Source organism: Hymenobacter canadensis (genome assembly GCF_027359925.1).
Taxonomy (GTDB): domain Bacteria; phylum Bacteroidota; class Bacteroidia; order Cytophagales; family Hymenobacteraceae; genus Hymenobacter; species Hymenobacter canadensis.
In genome coordinates this window covers 3,212,428-3,233,652 of sequence record NZ_CP114767.1, presented here as the reverse complement: position 1 = coordinate 3,233,652, position 21,225 = coordinate 3,212,428, and the positions used below count along the sequence as shown (strand labels likewise).

Below are 21,225 nucleotides of genomic sequence, written 5' to 3'. Positions count from 1 at the left end.
CCGCCTTGTTTACCGCAAAACTGCCAGTGGGGTTAGCGCCGGGCTTTGCTGAGCGCGCCGGCTGCTGCTATATCTGCGGCGACACCGGACCGCTGGCCAGCGGCCCGCGCTCCTTGCCGGCCAGGCCTTTGGCCTCAATAAAAATGCGCTTGAATTCCGGGTATTGGGCCCGGATGCTGTCCTGCAGCGCGTCTACGGTGCGCTCCACTTCCACGGCCGACAGGTGGTCGTGAAACTCCACATCCAGGGCCAGCACCACATCCTGGGGGCCCATATACATGGTGAGCGGGCGGCGCACCTGCTCTACGCCGCGCTGCTGCCGCGCAATGGCTTCGAGGCTATCGAGGGTTTCGTCGTCTACGCCTTCGCCCACCAGCAGGCCTTTAGTCTTGTAAATCAGGAAAATGGCCACCGATACCAGCAGCACCCCGATGCATATGGAGGCGCCGCCATCGAAGTACGGATTGTTGAGCGCGTGCCCGAAGTACACGCCGGCCAGCGCAATGACGAGGCCCACCAGCGCAGCCAGATCTTCCATCAGAATGGCAAAAACCGAGGGGTCTTTGCTACGGCCCAGCGTGGCCCAGAAGCCGGCATCGCCGCGGGTTTTGTTGAATTCGCGGAACGCCAGGAAGCAGGAAATGCCCTCAAACAGCATCGAGAGGCCCAGCACCCAGTAGTTCCAAGTGGGGTCGGTAATTGGGGCAGGGTGCTTCAGGTGCTCGATGCCCTCATAGAATGACATGCCGCCGCCCACCGAAAACACCAGCACGGCCACAATCAGCGACCAGAAATACAGCTCCTTGCTGCGCCCGAACGGGTGGCGGGCATCGGCCGGCTTCTCCGATTGCTTCACGCCATAGAGAATCAGCAGGCCGTTGCCACTATCCACGAGTGAGTGAATGCCCTCGGACAGCATGGCCGAGCTGCCGGTGAAAAAGGCCGCCACAAACTTGCTGATGGCAATGGCGACGTTGGCGCCAATGGCCCCGTAAATGGCAATCTTGGAAGAACCGGCAGACATAAGGCAAGGTGCGTGTGCCTGCTGGTACGCGCTGGGTTGGGTCGGGGTTGGAAATGCGGGGCTGGCGTCCGGTTCGGCACCGTAGAAGAGGTGCCGGCGAACATTCTTCGTTTCTGCGACTTTTACAGCTTCTCTCCCCGCGTATGCCCCACCCCGACCCTGCCGTTGCTTCTGCCGAAACCACTGCGCCGCTGCGCCGCCGTCTGGGGCTGGTGCAGGCCACGGCCCTGAACATGATTGACATGGTGGGCATCGGACCCTTCGTGACGCTGCCGCTGGTGATGGGCTTCATGGGGCCGAACTTCCTGCTGGCCTGGCTGGTGGGGGCGGGCTTGAGCCTGGTGGATGGCATGATCTGGAGTGAGCTGGGCGCGGCTTACCCCGAGGCCGGCGGCTCCTACCGCTTCCTCAAACTAGCCTACGGCGAGCAGAAATGGGGCCGGCTGTTCTCGTTCCTGTACGTGTGGCAGACGCTGGTGCAGGCCCCGCTGGTGGTGGCTTCGGGCGCCATTGGCTTCGCGCAGTACTTCGGCTATCTGGTGCCGCTCACCGAGTGGTGGCAGCCCAAGCTGGTGTCGGGCGTGGTGGTGCTGCTGCTGATTGCGCTGCTCTACCGCCGCATTGAGGACATCGGCAAGCTGGGCGTCATGCTGTGGGTGGGCGTGCTGGGGCTGATGGGCTGGCTGATTTTCGGGGGCGTCACGCACGCCACGGTGCCGGTGGCGTGGCTGCCCGAAGGCGGCCTGTCGGCGCTGCCGGGCGTGCTGCTCTCGGCCGCCATGGGCCAGGCCACCGTCAAGACCATCTACAGCTACCTCGGCTACTACAACGTGTGCCACCTGGGCGGCGAAATCAAGGAGCCACAGCGTGTGATTCCGCGCAGCATTTTCCTGAGCATCCTCGGCATCATGGCGCTGTACCTGCTGCTGAACTGGAGCGTGGGCTCGGTTATTCCGTGGCAGGAAGCGCAGCACTCCGAGTTCATCGTGAGTAGCTTCGTGGAGAAGATTTACGGGCCACTGGCGGCGCAGGCCGCTACGGCGCTGGTGCTGTGGGTGGCGTTTGCCTCGCTGTTTGCGGTGCTGCTGGGCTACTCGCGCATCCCGTACGCAGCGGCCGCCGACGGCGAGTTTCTGCCCATATTCGCCAAAACCCACCCCACCAAGCACTTCCCGCATGTCTCGTTGCTGATTCTGGGTGGCGTGGGGTTCGTGTTCAGTTTGCTGTTCCGGCTGGGCGAGGTCATTTCTGCCATCCTGGCCATGCGGATTCTGGTGCAGTTTGTGGGTCAGGCCGTGGGCTTGGTGCTGCTGCGCCGCAGGAATGGCACGGCGCACTTGCCGTTCCGGATGCCGCTGTACCCGCTGCCGGTGGTGCTGGCAGTGGCCGTGTGGCTGTGGGTGTTCTGGAGCACCGGCCCGCAGTTCATGCTCTCCGGGCTGGCCGTTATTGGGGCCGGAGTAGGGGCGTTTCTGCTCTGGAGCCGCCGGCTGGGCCGCTGGCCGTTTGAGCGGTAACGAGTAGCTGGAGCGTTTGGCTACCCCAGCCGCTTCTCGTAGCAGAAAAACCGCAGGCCCGGCCGGAACGCCAGCGTGATTTCGCCGGCGTAGCGGTAGCCCAGCTTCGGGAAAAGCCGCTGGGTGGCCTGGTTTTCGGAGTTGGTATCCACGCGCAGCACCCGCAGGCTTTGCTGGCGGGCCAGCGTTTCGGCCTGAACCATCAGCGCGGCGGCCAAGCCGTGGCCCTGGGCGGCGGGCGCCACGGCCAGCCGGTGCGTGACCAAAGCCGGCTCGGCGGCGTCCCAGTCGGCCTGGGCGTACTCGGCGTCCTGGTCGTTGTGGGTGAGGGCGGCCACGGCGGCTACGCGGCCATCCAGTTCGGCCACCCAGAGGTGCTGCCGCTCTATGTCGCGCCGGAATACATCCTCGTTCGGGTACTCCGCCGTCCACTGCCAGTTGCCGGCCGCATTCATCAGCGGCACTACGCGGCTGATGAGGTCAAGAATGGCCGGCAAATCGGCGATGATGGCGAGGCGGGGCATCTGGTTGATATTGACAAGGTGAAGCGGCGTGTTTCGCGCAGCGCTAACGCTGCATTTCGTGACGGCCGTTGAGCGTACTGATTTGCATAAACAGCGTAGGCCGCAGCAGCTTGCCGGTGCCCAGGTAGCGGACCAGGAAAGCCTGGCTGTTTGCCAGCAAAGTTTCCGCTTCGCGCAGCGAAGCCTCAAACTGCCGTATGTTGGTTTGGTGAGCTGGACTCTGTAAAAGAGGCAAAGAGGCCAGCAGCTCGCGCGAACGGGCCAGGCGAGCCGCCGCAGGAGGCAGCAGCAGCGCCAGCTCGGCGTCGGTTTTACGGGGCAGGAACTGGTGGTTGAAGAAATCCATAAAGGCATTAAGCTGCTCGGCCCCGGCATTCAACTCCTGCAAAGCCGCATTGTAGGTGCCGATGTGCAGGTTTTCCTCCCGGGTGCGGTTGCTGCTCAGGTACGTGAAAGTTAGGCCGTTGCGCACGCCATTCCGCTCAATGCGCCGATTGACGGCCCGCAGTTGCTCCAGCGGGCTTTGCCGCTCGTACACGGCCAGCGAATCCAGGTACGCGAAAGGCTGCGCCGGGGTGGCAGGCACCTGGCCGTACTGAAATTGCTCGGGCGTGCGGGGCGCCGTCAGCAGCTGCCACAGCGGGTCATAAGGCATGTGCGACTCGATGGCCTGCGCGGGCTTCATGCGAAAGTAGTCGTCGCGAAAGACCACCAGCGGCTTGCCATTGACCGTCCGGGTTTGCAGGGCCCAGGTGGGGTCCATCAGGTACCACTGCCCGTCGATGCGGCTGGCGCACCAGGCGTGACCAGTGGCGTCGCGCAGGCTGGTGTAGCCGGGCACCACGTAGGTTGGCACGCCCACCGCGCTGGCCAGGGTCTTATACAGCTCGGCGTAGTGCCGGCACACGCCGAGGCGCTTGGTCAGCGTCTCGCGCACTACCTCGGCCGGCTCCCGCTCAAACTCCAGCAGGTACATGTTTTCCCGGTCGTAGCGGATGTTGCGCGCCACCCACACGAAGGCCGCGCGGGCCTTATCTGCCTCCGTCGCAAACGAGGCGTTGATGTAGCGGGCCAGACTGCCCACGGTATGCGTAGCGGAATCCGGAATCTGCCGCATACGGGCATCCACCGCCTGATAAGGTGGCGGCGGCGTACGGGGCTTGGCGGTCTGCGCGTGTCCGGCGAGCGGCTGGCCCATGAGCCCCAGCAGCAGCGCCAGCGGCACACCGCGAAAAACAGATAGCATAAAAAGAAAATAACGACTATGCAGCAGAAAGTCAGAAGACAAAAATGGGCAATTCCCGCGAGATAAAGCGCGAAAATTGCCCAAGTCCGGCGTGCAGTTGCCTAGCTGCAGTCTAGCCGCGCCGCAGCACTTCGGCGGCTTCCTTGGCGAAGTAGGTCAGGATGGCGTCGGCGCCGGCGCGCTTGATGCTGGTGAGGACTTCCATCATGGTTTTCTCGCCGTCGAGCCAGCCGTTCTGAGCGGCGGCCTTCACCATGGCGTACTCGCCCGATACGTTGTAGGCCGTCACGGGCAGATGCGTATGGTCGCGCACCTCCCGAATCACGTCCAGGTAGCTCAGGGCCGGTTTGATCATCACCATGTCGGCGCCTTCCGCTTCGTCGAGGGCCAGCTCGCGCAGGGCTTCGCGGCGGTTGGCGGGGTTCATCTGGTAGCTTTTCTTGTCGCCTTTTTTCGGGGCCGAGTCCAGCGCGTCGCGGAACGGGCCGTAGAAGGCCGAGGCATACTTGGCCGTATAGCTCATGATGCTCACGTGGCTGAAGGCGTTGCTATCCAGCACGTCCCGGATCCAGGCCACGCGGCCGTCCATCATGTCGGAGGGACCAATGATGTCACTGCCGGCGCGGGCCTGTGCCAGGGCCATCTGGCCGAGCACCTCCAGGGTGGCATCGTTGAGAATCTCGCCCGACTCAGCATCTACCACGCCGTCGTGGCCGTCGGAAGAGTAGGGGTCCATGGCCACGTCGGTCATCAGCACCACGTCCGGAAACTGGCGCTTGATGTCGGCAATGGTCTTGAGGTAGAGCCCATCAGGGTTGGCCGATTCGCGGGCCAGCCGGTCCTTCAGGCCGTCGTTGATGCTCGGAAACGGCGCGAAGCTGTGGATGCCCAGTTCCACGCAGCGGCCTACCTCGTCGATGATTTTGTCGGCCGAAAACCGGAAAATGCCCGGCATGGAATGAATTTCCACCTGTTGGCTGTGGCCTTCAATCAGAAACAGTGGGAAAATGAAGTCGTGCGTAGTCAGGCGGGTTTCCTGCACCATGTCGCGGATAATCTGCGACTTGCGGTTGCGACGCGGGCGGTGCGTGGGGAGCTGGGGCATGAGGTTCGGTTAGTTGGTAAGACGAGAGAGAACAACCGGCGCAAAGGTAAGGTTGCGGGCGGCAGCTTTGGTGGGGAGGCTGCGGCACCCTGTCGGCTCACATATTGAAGAACTCCTGGAACACCTCTAGCCAGGCGTGCTTGCCGCCCAGCCCTACGCCCACAAAATAGTAGCCCGCCAGCACTACCAGCGCCCCTACACCCAGGCCCAGCCAGCCGCCCAGCAGCAGGCCCGCCACCACGCCGCCCACCACCAGCGCCGCACCCAGCACAAACGCGCCGGTGTGTTCCAGCTGCGGCTGTTGCGGTTGGTGCCGGGCCCGTAGTGGGTGGTGCGCAGTCGTTTCCGTGGCCGCTGGTTGCACCCGCGGCATGCGCAATACCCGGGCCCGGGCCAGCAGCGACGCCGTGCCAGGGCGCTGTGTTGGCTGGTGAATGGCGGCTTCCCCGACAGCAGCTGGAACTGCCCCGGCGGGCATTGCAGGGGCCGAAGCCGGGGCTGCGGCCGCCACAAAGGAGGCTTGCATTGGGGCGGGTGCAAACCGGAAAGCAGTTTGCGGGCTGCGGCACCCGGCTACCAGCAAGAGCAGCCAGGAGAACGTGAGGATAGATTTCAAGCAGTGGCGGTAAGAATGCATGGCCGAAGGTAGCTACGGCAGCCGGCCGGCCATAAGCCGGCACAGCGCCCCGGCGGATTATCAGGCACTGAGCAGCGAAATCAACAGCAGCACCAACCCAACGACGAGCATGGCAATACCAAACAGGTAGCCCATATAGAGCATAATCGCCCCGGCCAGAGTGAACGTGCCCGGAGCCAGCACCAGCACCAACACCAACACCAGCAGCAGCACGCCGAAACCCAGAAATACCAGGCCGGCCTTTTGGAGCTTGGTAGTGGTAAGGGCCGCGGCTGCTTCGGAGGCCGGGCGCCGCACTAGCCGCGCTGCGGCAGCGGGCAGCCGGCGGGCGGTGCGCGTAACCGGAAGCAAGGCCACCGCTTTTTGAGGTGATGGGCTTACGGCCTGCTGATGGGGCGGCCGTACATCTGGGAGGACGGTAGCCGTGGGCAAAGACGCGGTAGGCGTTGGCTTGGGTAGTTGCGAGGCCGGCGAGTGGGCGGCCGTAGCCGGGGCCGTAGCACCGGCTGGTCCCGGCCGGAACCGAAACGCCACCTGCTCGCTGCGGCAGCCGGCCAGCAACGAGCAGAATAGCAGCAGCGGCCGGCTGGCAGCGGGTAATCGGAAATACATAGTGCGACGAACAATAGCACGAAAGCAATGGAGCAGGGATAAATAAACGATTTTTCGATTGAATTCAGGCTTCCTGGAGCGGCCGGGACCAGGCCGGTAAGGCTTTCTGCTATCTATCGGGCAACAGAATGCGTATCATACTACAGTAGGCACAAGTACAGGCACAAGTCGCATGGGCAGTGCCGGATCCGCTGGCCGTCTGGCGGGTGCAGCCGGCCACTGCTGGCTCTGTGCAGCGTCACCATCTTCTTCCCTCCGCGCGCCCATGTCCCGCCCCGCTTTCACCACCGTTGCTCATCCGACCCAGCAGGTGTACGCCTCCTGGGACGATGCAGCGCTGGTGCAGGCCCTGCGCCACGACGATACCCTGGCCTTCGCGCAGATCTACGAGCGGCACTGGTGGCCACTTTTTCAGCTGGCGGCGCGCAAGCTGGGCTCGCGGGAAGTGGCCGAGGAAATAGTGCAGGACCTGTTTACGGTGCTTTGGCACAAGCGCGCCGAACACCAGATCCAGCACCTGCAGCACTACCTGCACGCGGCCGTCCGCCACCGCGTCATCGACTGCATCAAGGCCCGGGCCCCGCGCGAAACCTACGTGGCCTACCACGGCGCCCGCCTGATGCAGCCCGATCATTGTACCGAAGAAGAAGTGGCCGCCGACGAGCTGAGCGGTGCCCTGCAGGCCAGCCTCACGCAGCTCCCCCGGCACACGCGGGAAGTGTTTCGGCTGAGCCGCTTCGAGCACCAGTCGGTACCCGAAATTGCGGTGCGCCTCAACCTCTCGCGCAAAACCGTGGAGTACCACCTCACCCGCGCCCTCCGGCAGCTGCGCGTGAGCCTGAAGGACTTTCTGGTGCTGATGCTGGCGTTGCTGGGAGTGGCGGGGTGAAGCATGCTGCCGTTTTTCTGCCTGACAGCTGTAGAGGCGCGACGCGACGTTAGCTTTAGTTTGCTGAGGTTGCTGACGTTGTTTGTTGCTGTAATGCCGGCCGTTCAACGACACGCCGCGAAGTGTCGCGTGTCTGCCCCGTTAGACCCGCAACCACCTGACTGCAAGCTTCGCGACCGGCCTCACGGCTGAAAAAAGCCTACAGCCTGGCCGGCATCTGCGACGTTGTCGATAATTTTTTTCAGACCCCGGCTAGGGATGCCGGCCAGGCTGGTCGTCTGCACTTATACCGCCCGCATTGGTCGGTTTTGAGTTCGATAGCACCCGCTCCATGAACCAGGCCGACCTGCAAACTCTGCTCCGCCGCTACCAGGCCGGCCAGTGCACGCCCGAGGAGCAGCAGCAGGTGGAGACGTGGTACGACACCCTGCGGCAAGACCCGCCGCTGCTCATGACCACCGACGAGCGGGAAGCCCTGCGCACCGAGCTTTGGCACCGGATTACCGCCGGCACTATTGCCCCGGCCGCCGCTCCCGCGCCTGCACCGGGCGGCTTCCGGGCCTGGCCCGCCGCCAGCCACTGGGCTGCCGCGGCCACATTGGCCGCCGGCCTGGGGCTGGGTGCCTGGTACGTAGCCGGCCGCCCCACCCCCGCCGACGTAGCCACTGCTCCGGCTGCCACCACCCGGCCGGCCCCGGCTGGTGCCTGGCGCACCCTCCGTAACTCGGGCCGCCAGCACTTGCCACTCACGTTACCCGACAGCAGCACCGTAGTGCTGGCCCCGGCCAGCTCTCTGCGCTACCCCACGCAGTTTGGGGGCGGCCAACGCCAAGTGCGGCTGGTGGGCGAAGCCTTCTTCCACGTCCGACCCGATGCGGCCCATCCGTTTCAGGTCTATACCGAGCAGTTGGTGACCACCGTGCTGGGCACCAGCTTCCGGGTGCGTGCCTACGCCGGGCAGCCGCAGGAGTTAGTGAAAGTGAGCACTGGACGGGTGAGTGTGACGCCGCGCCGGATGCTGGCCTTGGCCAGCAAGGGCAGTGTGACGGTAGTGCCCAACCAGCAGGCCGTGTACGCGGCGGGCCAGCAGCCGCTGCACCGCGAACTGGTGCCTGAGCCGGTGGTGCTGCAGCCGCAATTTTTCGTGTTCGATGACCAGCCCGTGGCCGACGTGCTGGCCGCGCTGGGCACCGCCTACGGCGTGGATATCCGCTACGACGCCGCCGCGCTGGCCGGCTGCACCGTGACCCTGAATCTGCAGCGCCAGTCGCTCTACGGCAAGCTGGATGTGCTGTGCCAGGTGCTGGGCGCCAGCTACTCCCAGCAAGACGCGCGCATCGAGTTTCGTAGTCCCGGCTGCCAGAATCCCTAGCGCCTGACTACCCTTTTCCTACCACCCGCCCCCGCATTGCCTATGGCCCGATAATCCCGCCGTTCCTCCGCCTTTGCCCGCCCAATGCCGCCCTGCCGACCGGGCCTGCACCGCCGGCCCCTGCCCGCGAAACTTTGCCCGCCACCGGGAACACGCTTCCCAAATTCCCACTTTCGCATGAACCCACGCCTACCATTTCCCCGCACCGTCCGTGACCTGAAGCGGGCGGCGCTGCTGCAGCCACTGTGCCTGACGCTGCTCAGCGGCATGGCCGCCGCCCATCCTTCCGCGGCCCAGCCCTCCCTCAACCAGCCCATTTCGTTGCAGGCCAGCGGCGAAACCGTGGCCGCGGTGCTCAGCAAGATCGAGCGCCAGACCGACTTCCGGTTTCAGTACAGCCGCCAGCTGATTCAGGCCGGGCGCCGCGTATCCATTGAAGCCAGCGGGCAGCCGCTGAGCGAGGTGCTGCATGTGCTCCTCGACCCGCTGCGCATTGCCTACGAGCCCATGGACAGCGGCATCATCCTGAAGCCGGCCGCCGCCGCCGACGTGCCGGTAACCGGCCGCGTGCTGGACGAGAAAGGCGCCGGCCTGCCCGGCGTGAACGTGGTGGTGAAAGGCACCAGCAACGGCACCCAGACCGACCCCGACGGCCGCTACACCATCACGGCCCCCGACACGGGCACGCTGGTGTTCAGCTTCATCGGCTACACCTCGCAGGAGGTGGCCGTGGGCGGCCGAACGACGGTTGACGTGAACTTGGCCCCCGATGCTACCGCCCTGAGCGAGGTGGTGGTGGTGGGCTACGGCACCCAGCGCAAAACCGACCTGACCGGCGCCGTGGCCCGGGTGGAGTCGGCGGAAATTGTGAACCAGCCGGTGCAGACGCCCACGCAGGCGCTGCAGGGCAAAACCTCGGGCGTGCAGATCATTTCCGACGGGGCACCTAACTCCCAGCCCAGAGTGCGCATCCGGGGTACGGGCACGCTGCTGGCCGGTGCCGAGCCGCTCTACGTGGTAGATGGCGTGCAGACCACCGACATCCGCAACCTGAGCAACGCCGACATCGAGACGATTGACGTGCTCAAGGATGCCTCGGCGTCGGCCATCTATGGCGTACGCGGGGCCAACGGCGTCATCATCGTGACCACCAAAAAGGGCAAGCAGGGCAAGCCGGTGCTCAGCTACAACAACACCGTGGGCTTCAAGCAGGCCGCCAACCTGGTGGAGATGGCCGACGCCGCTCAGTATACCAGCTACCTGCGCGACACCTCGCCCACGACCACCATACCGGACAACCCCGCCGACACCGACTGGTACGACCAGGTGTTGCGCCGCGCCACCTACCAGAACCACAACCTGGCCGTGTCGGGGGCCAATGAGAGCGTGCGCTACTACTTCAGCGGCAATATTCTGCAGGACGACGGCCTGGCCATCCAGAACAAGTTCTCGCGCCTCACCGTGCGCTCCAACACCGATTTCACCATCTCGCCCAAGTTCAGCGTCAACTCGCAGGCCTCGTTTAGCCGGGCCAACACGCGCGACGTGAACTTTGCGGCCGCTTACCAGGATGCCTACCGCGCCGCGCCGGTTATTACGGCCAAGGAAGGCGGGCGCTACGGCAATACGTCGGCTTTCGGCAACGTGGGCAACCCGCTGCTCGATATCGAGAAAAACAACAACCGCTCCTACGAAAACCGCCTGCAGGGCAACGTGGGCGTGAATTTCATTCCAATCGAAGGCCTCACGCTGCGCTCGGCCATCAACCTGGACCTGAACTACGACAACCGCCGTGTCTACGACTACCAGTACCTCAACGACGAGGTGACGTTCCTGCGGGCCGGCGGCAACCAGCGCAATCAGCAGAGTACGCTTAATGTCACGCAGATCAACCGCACGCGCTACCTCTGGGAAAATACGGCCACCTACCAGCGCACCTTCGCCGACAAGCACGCCCTGACGCTGCTGGCCGGTACCGTGACCGAGGAAGGCAACACCAACTCGCTGTCGGGGCAGCGGCGCAACGTGCCCGAAGACCCCAGCCAATGGTACCTGAGCACCGGCGACCCGAACACGTCGGTGAACGGCTCGCCCGACCTCAACAAGGACCGCCGCCTCTCGTTTCTGGGCCGCATCAACTACGCCTTCGCCGACAAGTACCTGTTCACGACCAACCTGCGCTACGACGGCACGTCCCGGTTCAATTCCAGCCAGCGCTGGGGCCTGTTCCCGTCGGTGGGTTTGGGCTGGATTCTGACCGAGGAAGGCTTCCTCAAAGACCAGAGCGTGCTGAGCTTCTTGAAGCTGCGCGCCAGCTTCGGCCAGCTCGGCAACGACCAGATTGACCCCACGGCCTACATCACCACGGCCGAAACCAACATCCCGTACGTGTTCAACGGGCAGCCGGTGCTGGGCGCCGTCATCAACCAGATCAAGGACCGCGACGTGCGCTGGGAGGTGACGACGGAGTATGACGCGGCCGTGGAGTTTGCGCTGCTCGACAACCACCTGAGCGGCGAGCTGACCTACTACAGCAAGAAAACCACCGACGCGCTGATTCCGGTGAACATCCCGGCCCTGTTCGGCGACCCCAACAACCAGTACATCACCAACGCCGCCGACATCAGCAACAAGGGCGTGGAAGCCTCGCTGACCTGGCGCAATACGGTGGGGGAGAAGCTCAGCTACAACTTCGGGGTGAATGCCACCTTCAACAAGAACCGCATCGAAAACCTGAACGGCGGCCAGGCCCTGTTCGGGGGCGCCAACAACGTGACCCGTTCCGACAACGGCGTGGCAGCCGGTTCGTTCTACGTGCTCGACGCCGTGGGCGTGTTCCAGAGCCAGGCCGAAATCGACGCCTACCCGCGCTACACGTTCTTCACGCCCCGCCCCGGCGACCTGAAGTATGCTGATTCCAACGGCGACGGCACCGTGGACCTGCGCGACCGGATCTACGCCGGCTCCTACCAGCCGCCGATGTATTTCGGTATCAACGGTGGCCTAACGTATAGCGGGCTGGACTTCTCGTTCGTGTTCAGCGGCAACATGAACAACGACGTGTATAACCGGAAGAAGCAGGCCACCGGCCAGAACACCGACAACATCGAGGCCGACTTCGCCAACAGCCGCTGGACCGCCACCAACCCCTCGCAGTCGGACCCCTTCGCCATTCGCAACAACACGCCCAACTCCACCTACTTTATCGAGTCGGGCTCTTATATCCGGCTCAACAACCTGGTGCTGGGCTACACCCTGCCGGGTGATCTGACGAAGCGGGCCTTTATTTCGTCGTTGCGCATCTACGCCACGGCCCAGAACCTGCTGACCATCACCAACTACTCGGGCTTCACGCCGGAGCTGCCGGGCGGGCCCCTGGACTCGGGCATCGAGGCCACCACCTATCCAACCAGCCGCACGCTTGCGCTGGGACTGAACGTCAACTTCTAAGCTTGCCCCACCCATGAAATCACTCGCCACTTTTGCTTCCCGGCCCGCGCGCCTGGCCGCCCTGGGTTTGCTGCTCACGGTGGGCGCCGCGGGCTGCAAAGACTTCCTCGACGTCGCGCCCCAGGGCCAGCTCACCGAAGACCAGATCAAAACTGACCCCGCCGCCGCCCAGCGCCTCGTGGATGGCGTCTACAACGTCATGTATCTCGGCGGCTTCGGCGAAGACATCCACGGCCTGCAGTACGTGATACTGACCGACATTGCCTCCGACGACGCCGACAAGGGCAGTACGCCCAACGACTATGGCCCGGCTCTGGAGGTGGACAACTTCACGCTCAACTCCACCAATTCTATCGTCAACAACACCTGGAAGGGCTACTTCCAGGGTGTGAACCGCGCCAACCAGGCCCTGGATAAGATTCCGCTGAGCCCAGCCCCGGAGGCCACCAAAAACCGCCTGATCGGGGAGGTGCGCTTTCTGCGCGGCTACTTCTATTTCAACCTGGTGCGCTTTTTCGGGGGCGTACCGAAGCTGGACCGGGTGCCGACGGCCTCCGAAATCAACGACCCGGCCCTGCAGCGCCGGGCTACCGTGCAGGAAATCTACCAGTTCATCGTTGATGACCTGCAGTTTGCGGTGGATAACCTGCCGCTTAAGGGTGCCGCCGAAACCACTACCGGCCGCGCTACCAAAGCCGCCGCGCAGGCCATGCTGGCCAAGGTGTACCTGTACCAGAAAAACTACCAGAAAGCCTTCGAGCTCAGCAACGAAATTATTGCGGGCCGCTCCGGCAACTACGGGCTGCTGGCCAGCTACGAGAACATCTGGCGCGAAGCGGGGGCCAACAGTGAGGAGTCGGTGTTTGAGGTGCAGACCGGCATCAACGCGGCCTGCAATAACTCAGCCGTGAACCTGTACAGCGTCAGCCAGGGCCCGCGCGCCGGCGGCCGCGGCGGCTGGGCCGACCTGGGCTTCGGCTTCAACAACCCCACCCAGCAGCTGGCCGATGCCTACGAGCCCAACGACCGGCGCCGGGCTGGCACCATCATCTTCATTCAGCCCACGGCCCCGGCTGGGCAGCGCTCCACCGGCACCGTGCTCTGGGACGGGTTCCGGATTCCAAGCAAAGACTCGGTGGAAAACCTGCGCTACAGCTACAAGGCATACCACAGCCGCACCCAGGAGCGCAACTGCGGCAACAACGACTACCTGCCCAAGAACATCCGGGTGATGCGATACGCCGAGGTGTTGCTCGTCAACGCCGAAGCGGCCCTGCGCATCGGCAATACCGGCGCGGCTCTCACTCAGCTGAACCGGGTGCGCACCCGCGCCGGCCTGCCTGCGCGCACGGCCCTCACGCTGCCCCTCATTTGGCAGGAGCGCCGCGTGGAGCTGGCCTTGGAGCACGACCGGTTCTTCGACTTGGTGCGCCAGGAAAGTGAGCAGCCCGGCCGCATTGTGCCGTTGTTCACGGCCCAGGGCAAGACCTTCAACCGCGGCAAAAACGAGCTGTTCCCGATTCCGCAGGAGCAGATTGATTTGAGCGGCGGCCAGTTGACGCAGAACCCGGGGTATTAATTTTTAGCCCGCAGAAAACGCGGAGGAAGGCGCGGAAGTCGCAGAACGTTCTGCGTCCTCTGCGCCTTCCTCCGCGCCTTCGGCGGAAAAGATGTTTGCTTGACATGACGATGAAATTCCTGCTTTTTCTGCTTCTGCTGCTGCCCGGTTTCACCCAGGCCCAGCAGAAGCCCACCGCCAAAAAAAGCGCCGCCTTCGATGCCCGGCAGCGCCCGCGCAACCTCACGGATGAGCAGCTGCTGGATCAGGTGCAGCGCCAGACGCTGCGTTACTTCTGGGACTTCGGACACCCCGTTTCGGGCATGGCGCGCGAGCGGAGCAACGTGGCCTACAACTACGGCAACGAGGTGGTGACGACGGGCGGCACTGGCTTTGGCATTATGGCCATTATTGTGGGAGCTGAGCGCAAGTGGATTCCGCGGGAGGAAGCGGCGGCGCGCATCTACAAAATCGTACAGTTTCTGGAGAAATCCGACTCGTATCACGGCGTGTTTCCGCACTGGCTGAACGGCGCAACGGGCAAGACGATTCGCTTCAGCCAGAAAGACGACGGCGCGGACTTGGTGGAAACCTCGTTTCTGTTTGAGGGCCTGATCTGTGCCCGCCAGTACTTCACGGGCAGCAGCAAAACCGAGCAGGACCTGCGCAACCACATCCTGTGGCTGTGGGAAGGCGTGGAGTGGAACTGGCACACGCAAGGGGACCAAAACGTGCTCTATTGGCACTGGAGCCCCAACAACGGCTGGAGCATGAACCACCAGATTCACGGCTGGAACGAGTGCCTCATCACCTACGTGCTGGCCGCTTCCTCGCCCAAATTCGCCATCGACAAAAAGGTGTACGACCAGGGCTGGGCCACCGGCAGCTACTTCAAAAACGGCAATGAGTTCTACCAAACTAAGCTCCCGCTGGGCTTCGATTTCGGCGGGCCGCTGTTCTTCTCGCACTACACCTTCCTGGGCCTCGATCCGCGCGGCCTCAAAGACCAGTACGCCGACTACTGGCAGCAGAACCAGGCCCACACCCGCATCAACTACGCCTACTGCGTCGACAACCCCAAGAAGTTCAAGGGCTACGGCCCCAACAGCTGGGGCCTCACCGCCTCCGACAGCTACCAGGGCTACGCCGCCCATTCGCCCACCGAAGACCTGGGCGTGATTTCGCCCACCGCGGCGCTATCGGCCATGCCCTACGCCCCCAAGGAGTCGATGACGGCGCTGCGGCACTTCTACAACGATTTGGGTGACAACATCTGGAGCGAGTACGGTTTCGTGGATGGCTTCAGCGAGCAGCACAACTGGTACGCCAAGTCGCACCTGGCCATCGACCAGGGTCCCATCGTAGGCATGATAGAAAATCACCGGACCGGCCTGCTCTGGAAGCTGTTCATGAGCAGCCCCGACGTGCAGCGCGGCCTCACCAAACTAGGCTTCGAAAGCCCGCAGATCAAGAAGTAGCAGAACTTTAGAGGCCCGTCATGCAGAGCGGAGCGAAGCATCTCGCCACTGTGCTAATCCTGTTATTCCGAGCGGAGCGAGGAATCTCGCCAGCATGGTAATTCACTACACTAACAAGATTCCTCGCTCCACTCGGAATGACGTTCTAATAGCCAACAACACCCCGCAACCCCACCAACTCACCCTTCCCTATGAAACATCCGTTCCGCTCCGCCCTGCTCTTGTCGCTGGGGCTGCTTGCGTCGCCGGCGCTGCAGGCCCAGGCGCCCGTCTCCGCTCCCCAAAGCGCCTCTGATCCGAAGATGACCCGCTTTATCGACGACCTGCTCCAAAAAATGACGCTGGAAGAGAAAATCGGCCAGCTCAATCTGATTACGGTGGGCTTCGACGTGACCGGGCCGGTGGTGAGCAAGGACGTGGACGCCAGCATCCGGCGCGGCGCGGTGGGCTCGGTGCTGAACACCTTTACGCCCACGGCGGCGCGCAAGCTGCAGGAAATGGCCGTCAAGCAAACCCGCCTGCACATCCCGCTCATCTTCGGCTATGACGTCATCCACGGCCACCGCACCATCTTCCCGATTGCGCTGGGTTTGGCCAGCAGCTGGGACCTGACGGCCATGGAGCGCAGTGCCCGCATTGCCGCCGAAGAAGCCTCCGCCGACGGCCTGCACTGGGTGTACTCGCCGATGGTGGACATTGCCCGCGACCCGCGCTGGGGCCGCATCAGTGAAGGCTCCGGTGAAGACCCTTACCTGGGCTCGCAGATTGCCCGCGTGATGGTGCGCGGCTACCAGGGCGCCGACCTGAGCAAGCCCAACGCCGTCATGGCCTGCGTAAAGCACTTCGCGCTCTACGGCGCCGCCGAAGCCGGCCGCGACTACAATACCACCGACATGAGCCTGGTGCGCATGTACAACGAGTACCTGCCTCCCTACAAAGCCGCCGTGGAAGCCGGCGCCGGCTCCATGATGTCGTCGTTCAACGATATCAACGGCGTGCCCGCCACCGGCAACAAGTGGCTGATGACCGACCTGCTGCGCCGGCAGTGGGGCTTCCAGGGCTTCGTGGCGACCGACTACACGGCCATCAACGAAATGACCGCCCACGGCATGGGCAACGACGCCCAGACCTCGGCCCTGGCCCTGAACGCCGGCATCGACCAGGATATGGTGGGGGAGGTGTTTCTGAAAAACCTGGCCCAGAACCTCAAGGACGGCACCGTGCAGCAAGCCCAGATTGATCTGGCCTGCCGCCGCATTCTGGAAGCCAAGTACAAGCTCGGCCTGTTCCAGGACCCTTACCGCGGCACCAGCGAGAAGCGCGCCAAGGCCACGATGATGAAGAAAGAGTTCGTGGCTGATGCCCGCGACATTGCCCGCAAAAGCCTCGTGCTGCTCAAAAACAGCAACAACACCCTGCCCCTCAAAAAAACCGGCACCATCGCCCTGGTCGGTCCCCTGGCCACCCGCCAGCGCGACATGATTGGCAGCTGGAGCGGCGCCGGCGACTGGAAGCAGGCCGTGTCGCTGGAACAAGGCATCCGCAACGCGGTGGGCAGTTCCGTGAAAATCGTGACAGCCCAGGGCGCCAACTTCACCGACGATGAGCAGATGATTGCGCGCCTCAACGAGCACGGCGGCGAGCTGAACGTGGACAGGCGCAGTGCTGAAGTGATGATTCAAGAAGCCGTGCAGGCCGCCCAAAGCGCCGATGTCATTGTGGCGGCCGTGGGCGAAAGCCAGGGCATGACCGGCGAAGCCGCCAGCCGCGCCGACATCGGCATTCCGGCCCCGCAGATGGAACTGCTCAAGGCGCTGAAGAAAACAGGCAAGCCGCTCGTGCTCGTGCTAATGAACGGCCGCCCGCTGACGCTGCCCTGGGAAGACAAAAACGCCGACGCCATCCTCGAAACCTGGTTTGCGGGCTCCCAGGCCGGCAACGCCATTGCCGATGTGCTGTTCGGGGCCTACAACCCTTCCGGCAAGCTCACGGCCACCTTCCCGCAGCACGTCGGCCAGATTCCGCTCTACTACAACCACAAAAACACCGGCCGCCCCTACGCCGGCGTGGCCCTCGACAAGTACAAGTCGCGCTACCTCGACCTCACCAACGACCCGCTCTATCCGTTCGGTTTTGGCCTGAGCTACACCACGTTCGAGTACGGCAAGCCGGAGCTGAACACGGCGATTTTACCCATGAACGGCACGCTGGAAGTGAAAGTAACCGTGAAAAACACCGGCAGCTACGACGGCGAGGAAGTCGCGCAGCTCTATATCCGGGATATGGTGGGCTCCATCTCGCGCCCCGTGCAGGAGCTGAAAGGCTTCCAGAAAATCATGCTGAAAAAAGGGGAAAGCCGCACGCTCACCTTCCGCCTCGCCCCCGACGACCTCAAGTTCTACAACACCGACCTGCAATTCGTGGCCGAGCCCGGCGAGTTCCAGGTGATGACCGGCCCCAACTCCCGCGACGTGCAGATGACCACCTTCACCCTGGTCAAATAAGAAGCCAGGCTGCAGACGCCACGAAAAAGCCGCGTCCCCGTTTCGTCGGGGCGCGGCTTTTTCCGTGAGTAGCGTACGGCGAACTTAGCGCTGCTGCCAGGTGGCCGCTTCGGCCGTGGTCAGGGAAACGCGGGTGGCCTGCGGGCCCTGCGAGTCGTGCAGGAGCAGCACGGTCGTGGTGGTGTCGGTGGGGGTGGCGGCTACCTGCCCGAACGGCCGGGCCTGGAAGGCCACCCGGCTGGTCTGGCAGCTCGCCAGCAACATCAATACAGCAGATAAAACCAGAACCAGCGGACGAACTGAAAGCATAATCAAGTGGCGATGAAGAAGTAACGCAACAAAAGTACGCCCTGCCCCGATTCCTCGCTTTCCTTCTCGACCAAGCCACCGCCACGCCCGACCAGCGGGCGAATGGCCCGGCTAAAGTGCGTCGGCCCCTGCCCAACAGCCCCGGAAACAGCCGCTGCCGGAACGAAACCCAAACCGGCTTCATCCCGGCAGCATCTACCGAAGACCTATATAAAACTTGAGCGCCTAAAACTCCAGAATCACCTGCTCGATGATGTCGCAGGCTTCGTGGAGCTGTTCTTCGCTGATAACCAGCGGCGGCGCAAACCGGATGATGTCGCCGTGGGTGGGCTTGGCCAGCACGCCGCGCTCCATCAGCGTCACGCACACGTCCCAGGCCGTGCGGCCGTCGGCGGCGGGCTTGATGACGACGGCGTTGAGCAGGCCTTTGCCGCGCACCAGCTCCACCACTTCGGGGCGCTTGGCCATCACGCGGCGCATCCGTTCCCGGAACACTTCGCCCATGGCCCGGGCGTTGTCGATCAGTTTTTCGTCGAGCAGCACATCCAGGGCCGCGCGCATCACTACCGAGGCCAGTGGGTTGCCGCCGAACGTGGAGCCGTGCTGCCCGGGCTGAATGGTGAGCATGATTTCGTTGCGGGCCAGCACCGCCGAGACTGGTAGCACGCCCCCGCTCAAGGCCTTGCCCAGAATCAGGATGTCGGCGTGTACGCCCTCGTAGCACACGGCCAGCAGCTGGCCCGTGCGGCCCAGGCCCGTCTGAATCTCGTCGGCAATGAACAGCACGTTATGGGCTTTGCACAGCGCGGCGGCCTTAAACAGGTAGCCTTCCGAGGGCACCATCACGCCGGCCTCGCCCTGAATGGGCTCCACCAGGAAACCGCACACGTGTGGGTCCTGCAGGGCTTCTTCCAGCGCCGCCAGATCATCATAAGGTACTACCTGGTAGCCGGGCATGTATGGCCCGAAGCCACCGGTGGAGTCGCCGTCGGTGCTGAAGGAGATGATGCCGGTGGTGCGGCCGTGGAAGTTGTGCTCGGCCACCAGAATGCGGGCCTGGTTGGGGGCAATGCCTTTCTCCTGGTAACCCCACTTGCGGGCCAGCTTGAGGGCCGTTTCCACGGCCTCGGCGCCGGAGTTCATCAGCAGAGCCTTGTCGTAGTTGAACAGCTCGCACAGCTGCTTTTCGGCCGCGCCCAGCTGGTCGTTGAAGAAGGCGCGGCTGGTGAGCGTGAGCTGCTGGGCCTGCGCCGTGAGGGCTCCGATGATGCGCGGGTGGCAATGGCCTTGGTTTACGGCCGAGTACGCCGACAGAAAGTCGAAGTAGTGCTTGCCCTCCACGTCCCAGAGGTGCACGCCTTCACCGCGGCTCAGCACCACGGGCAGCGGGTGGTAGTTGTGGGCACCGTAATGGTCTTCGAGGGCCATCAGCTCCTGGCTGCGGCTTTGCTGGGTGGTGGGGGCGGAGGTAGCGTGCATATGGGCCGGAGTTTGGGGGCAGGACAGCAAAAAGCGGTGAGCTGCCTACGCTGCCCACCGCCGAAAATTACGGAAAAACCCCCGTTTTGGCTGCTTGGCCTAACGCGGGCCCGAGAGGCTGCCCAGCCGGTCTTCCAGGTCTAGGAACTTGCCCACGTAGTTGCCCTCCTCGGAGTCGTCGGGGTGCAGGATCATCCAGTCCACGATGTCGGCCTCGTCGAATTCCTCGCGGTTGTTGCCTTCGGGCCGGCCGGTGCTTACCAGGCGGCCAGACACCCGGCCATCCTGCCAGCTTTGCACCTGCACCAGCTGCGGCACCCGGTTGGCGGCATCGTCCAGCAGCGTCGCCGTTACGAACAATTTGTCGCCGGTGGGCAGGCCGCGGTTGAATCGCTGCCGGGCCTGCGCCAGGGTGCGGCGCGCCTCCTTCAGCGGGGCCGCGGGTAGGGTTTCGGCAGTGGTCAGCTGCAAGGCCAGCCGGGTGGCCGCCACCGGCATTTCGGGCTGTTGGGCCCGGGTTGCCGGCCCGGTTGCCAGCATCGTCAAAAGCAGAAACCAATACCGCATGGGGAAACAATGTCTGGTGAAAGGTCTTATATTTTAATTGATTAAGAGAAAGATACTATAAAATAGGTGAGCTGTGGGCTTCTTCCAGGCCCAACGTATCTTGCGGGCCCATTTGTGCCCACCGTGCCCGATTCCACCCCGCAACCCCTGCAGCCCGGCGATTTTTACCTCACTCCGGAAGGCTATATGGTCTTCACGGAGCAGTACCACCTGCGCCGCGGCAGCTGCTGCGGCAACGGCTGCCGCCACTGCCCCTGGCCCGCCAAAAAGGGCAAGCGTGACAGGTAATGAGGTGAGAAGTGACAGGTGATAAGGTGACGAGTGACAGGTCAGTATGGGAAGGGGTACAGGTTTTCGCTGACGCGCAATAGCTTATCCGGGCTGAACAGGGCTTGCGGGTAGCGGAAGCAGAAAGGTGGAACCAGATGTCAGGCCCCGGCAGCAAGGACGTGCAGGCAGGGCAAAACAGCGAAAAGGCCTGTTTGGCGCCCGGAGACAACGCTTTTACAACTCACCTGTCACCTGTTACGTGTCCCCTTTCCCCTTTCCCCGAAAAAGCTAACCCGCTATTTTTCAGTCAGTGGTTTTGCTTCTATCAAACTTATACCGATATTTGCGGCCCCGTTTTTCCGCTTTGAAACCACTAAGTTCCTGATATCATGGCCCGAGTTTGTGATTTGACCGGCAAGCGTACCCGCGTAGGTAACAACGTGTCGCACGCCAACAACAAGACCAAGCGTAAGTTCTACCCGAACCTGCAGAAGAAGCGCTTCTACATCCCCGAAGAGGATGCTTGGGTAACGCTGAAAGTAGCCACCAGCACCATCCGCACCATCAACAAGAACGGCATCATGTCGGTCCTGAAGAAGGCGAAGGAGCAAGGCTTCATCGTTTACTAGTCTGCCCCCGGCCGTTCCTCGGAGCGAATTGTATTCAGACGCGTACCCGCCCCGA

General features: G+C 63.4%; 18 protein-coding genes. 9 read left to right on the top strand and 9 right to left on the bottom strand.

Annotated elements, in window-relative coordinates:
- Positions 1-67 precede the first annotated feature (67 nt).
- Entirely contained in the window at positions 68-1,024 is a 957-nt protein-coding gene (locus O3303_RS13940) for a cation diffusion facilitator family transporter (protein WP_269559006.1), read from the bottom strand.
- 143 nt (positions 1,025-1,167) lie between these two features.
- On the opposite strand from O3303_RS13940, the gene O3303_RS13935 reads away from it, so the two are divergent.
- Complete coding sequence (locus tag O3303_RS13935) at positions 1,168-2,541, top strand: APC family permease (protein ID WP_269559005.1); 1,374 nt, start codon at positions 1,168-1,170, stop codon at positions 2,539-2,541.
- Positions 2,542-2,561: 20 nt separating this feature from the next.
- On the opposite strand, the gene O3303_RS13930 is transcribed toward O3303_RS13935, so the two are convergent.
- The 5 genes from O3303_RS13930 to O3303_RS13910 form a co-directional block, all read right to left on the bottom strand.
- The gene (locus tag O3303_RS13930) at positions 2,562-3,065 is read right to left on the bottom strand and encodes a GNAT family N-acetyltransferase (protein ID WP_269559004.1); all 504 of its coding nucleotides are present in this window, start codon (positions 3,063-3,065) and stop codon (positions 2,562-2,564) included.
- Between the two features lie 43 nt (positions 3,066-3,108).
- Positions 3,109-4,311 carry a transglutaminase domain-containing protein gene (locus tag O3303_RS13925; protein WP_269559003.1) on the bottom strand — a complete coding sequence of 401 codons (1,203 nt, stop codon included), beginning with the start codon at positions 4,309-4,311 and terminating at the stop codon, positions 3,109-3,111.
- A 112-nt stretch (positions 4,312-4,423) separates the two neighbouring features.
- Positions 4,424-5,416 carry a porphobilinogen synthase gene (hemB, locus tag O3303_RS13920; protein ID WP_269559002.1) on the bottom strand — a complete coding sequence of 331 codons (993 nt, stop codon included), beginning with the start codon at positions 5,414-5,416 and terminating at the stop codon, positions 4,424-4,426.
- A gap of 97 nt (positions 5,417-5,513) precedes the next feature.
- Complete coding sequence (locus O3303_RS13915; protein WP_269559001.1) at positions 5,514-5,942, bottom strand: hypothetical protein; 429 nt, start codon at positions 5,940-5,942, stop codon at positions 5,514-5,516.
- A gap of 171 nt (positions 5,943-6,113) precedes the next feature.
- Entirely contained in the window at positions 6,114-6,665 is a 552-nt protein-coding gene (locus O3303_RS13910; protein ID WP_269559000.1) for a hypothetical protein, read from the bottom strand.
- A 265-nt stretch (positions 6,666-6,930) separates the two neighbouring features.
- Between O3303_RS13910 and O3303_RS13905 the strand changes: the two genes are divergently transcribed.
- From O3303_RS13905 to bglX, 6 genes are all read left to right on the top strand, one after another.
- Positions 6,931-7,554 (top strand): RNA polymerase sigma factor, encoded by a 624-nt coding sequence (locus O3303_RS13905; RefSeq protein WP_269558999.1) that lies wholly within the window; start codon positions 6,931-6,933, stop codon positions 7,552-7,554.
- 331 nt (positions 7,555-7,885) lie between these two features.
- Positions 7,886-8,926, top strand: a complete 1,041-nt coding sequence (locus tag O3303_RS13900) for a FecR family protein (RefSeq protein WP_269558998.1) — start codon at positions 7,886-7,888, stop codon at positions 8,924-8,926.
- Between the two features lie 177 nt (positions 8,927-9,103).
- Positions 9,104-12,376 (top strand): SusC/RagA family TonB-linked outer membrane protein, encoded by a 3,273-nt coding sequence (locus tag O3303_RS13895; RefSeq protein WP_269558997.1) that lies wholly within the window; start codon positions 9,104-9,106, stop codon positions 12,374-12,376.
- A 13-nt stretch (positions 12,377-12,389) separates the two neighbouring features.
- Positions 12,390-13,955 (top strand): RagB/SusD family nutrient uptake outer membrane protein, encoded by a 1,566-nt coding sequence (locus tag O3303_RS13890; protein WP_269558996.1) that lies wholly within the window; start codon positions 12,390-12,392, stop codon positions 13,953-13,955.
- Positions 13,956-14,065: 110 nt separating this feature from the next.
- Entirely contained in the window at positions 14,066-15,412 is a 1,347-nt protein-coding gene (locus O3303_RS13885) for a glucoamylase family protein (protein WP_269558995.1), read from the top strand.
- Between the two features lie 191 nt (positions 15,413-15,603).
- Positions 15,604-17,916, top strand: coding sequence for a beta-glucosidase BglX (gene bglX / locus O3303_RS13880; protein WP_269558994.1), 2,313 nt, complete (start codon positions 15,604-15,606; stop codon positions 17,914-17,916).
- Positions 17,917-18,000: 84 nt separating this feature from the next.
- Here the strand turns inward: bglX and O3303_RS13875 are convergent, their stop codons facing one another.
- The 3 genes from O3303_RS13875 to O3303_RS13865 all read right to left on the bottom strand — a co-directional run bounded on the left by O3303_RS13875 (position 18,001) and on the right by O3303_RS13865 (position 20,244).
- On the bottom strand, positions 18,001-18,180 hold the full coding sequence (locus O3303_RS13875; RefSeq protein WP_269558993.1) for a hypothetical protein: 180 nt from the start codon (positions 18,178-18,180) through the stop codon (positions 18,001-18,003).
- 270 nt (positions 18,181-18,450) lie between these two features.
- Positions 18,451-19,704, bottom strand: coding sequence for an ornithine--oxo-acid transaminase (rocD, locus tag O3303_RS13870; protein WP_269558992.1), 1,254 nt, complete (start codon positions 19,702-19,704; stop codon positions 18,451-18,453).
- 99 nt (positions 19,705-19,803) lie between these two features.
- A complete protein-coding gene (locus tag O3303_RS13865) occupies positions 19,804-20,244 on the bottom strand; it encodes a hypothetical protein (protein WP_269558991.1) in 441 nt (146 codons plus the stop codon).
- A 150-nt stretch (positions 20,245-20,394) separates the two neighbouring features.
- Here O3303_RS13865 and O3303_RS13860 point away from each other — a divergent pair, with 150 nt between their 5' ends.
- Together O3303_RS13860 and rpmB are read left to right on the top strand one after the other, a co-directional pair.
- Complete coding sequence (locus O3303_RS13860; RefSeq protein ID WP_269558990.1) at positions 20,395-20,559, top strand: C1orf53 family protein; 165 nt, start codon at positions 20,395-20,397, stop codon at positions 20,557-20,559.
- A 371-nt stretch (positions 20,560-20,930) separates the two neighbouring features.
- Positions 20,931-21,170: a 50S ribosomal protein L28 gene (gene rpmB / locus O3303_RS13855; protein WP_044015540.1), complete on the top strand. Its 240-nt coding sequence runs from the start codon at positions 20,931-20,933 to the stop codon at positions 21,168-21,170.
- Positions 21,171-21,225 lie beyond the last annotated feature (55 nt).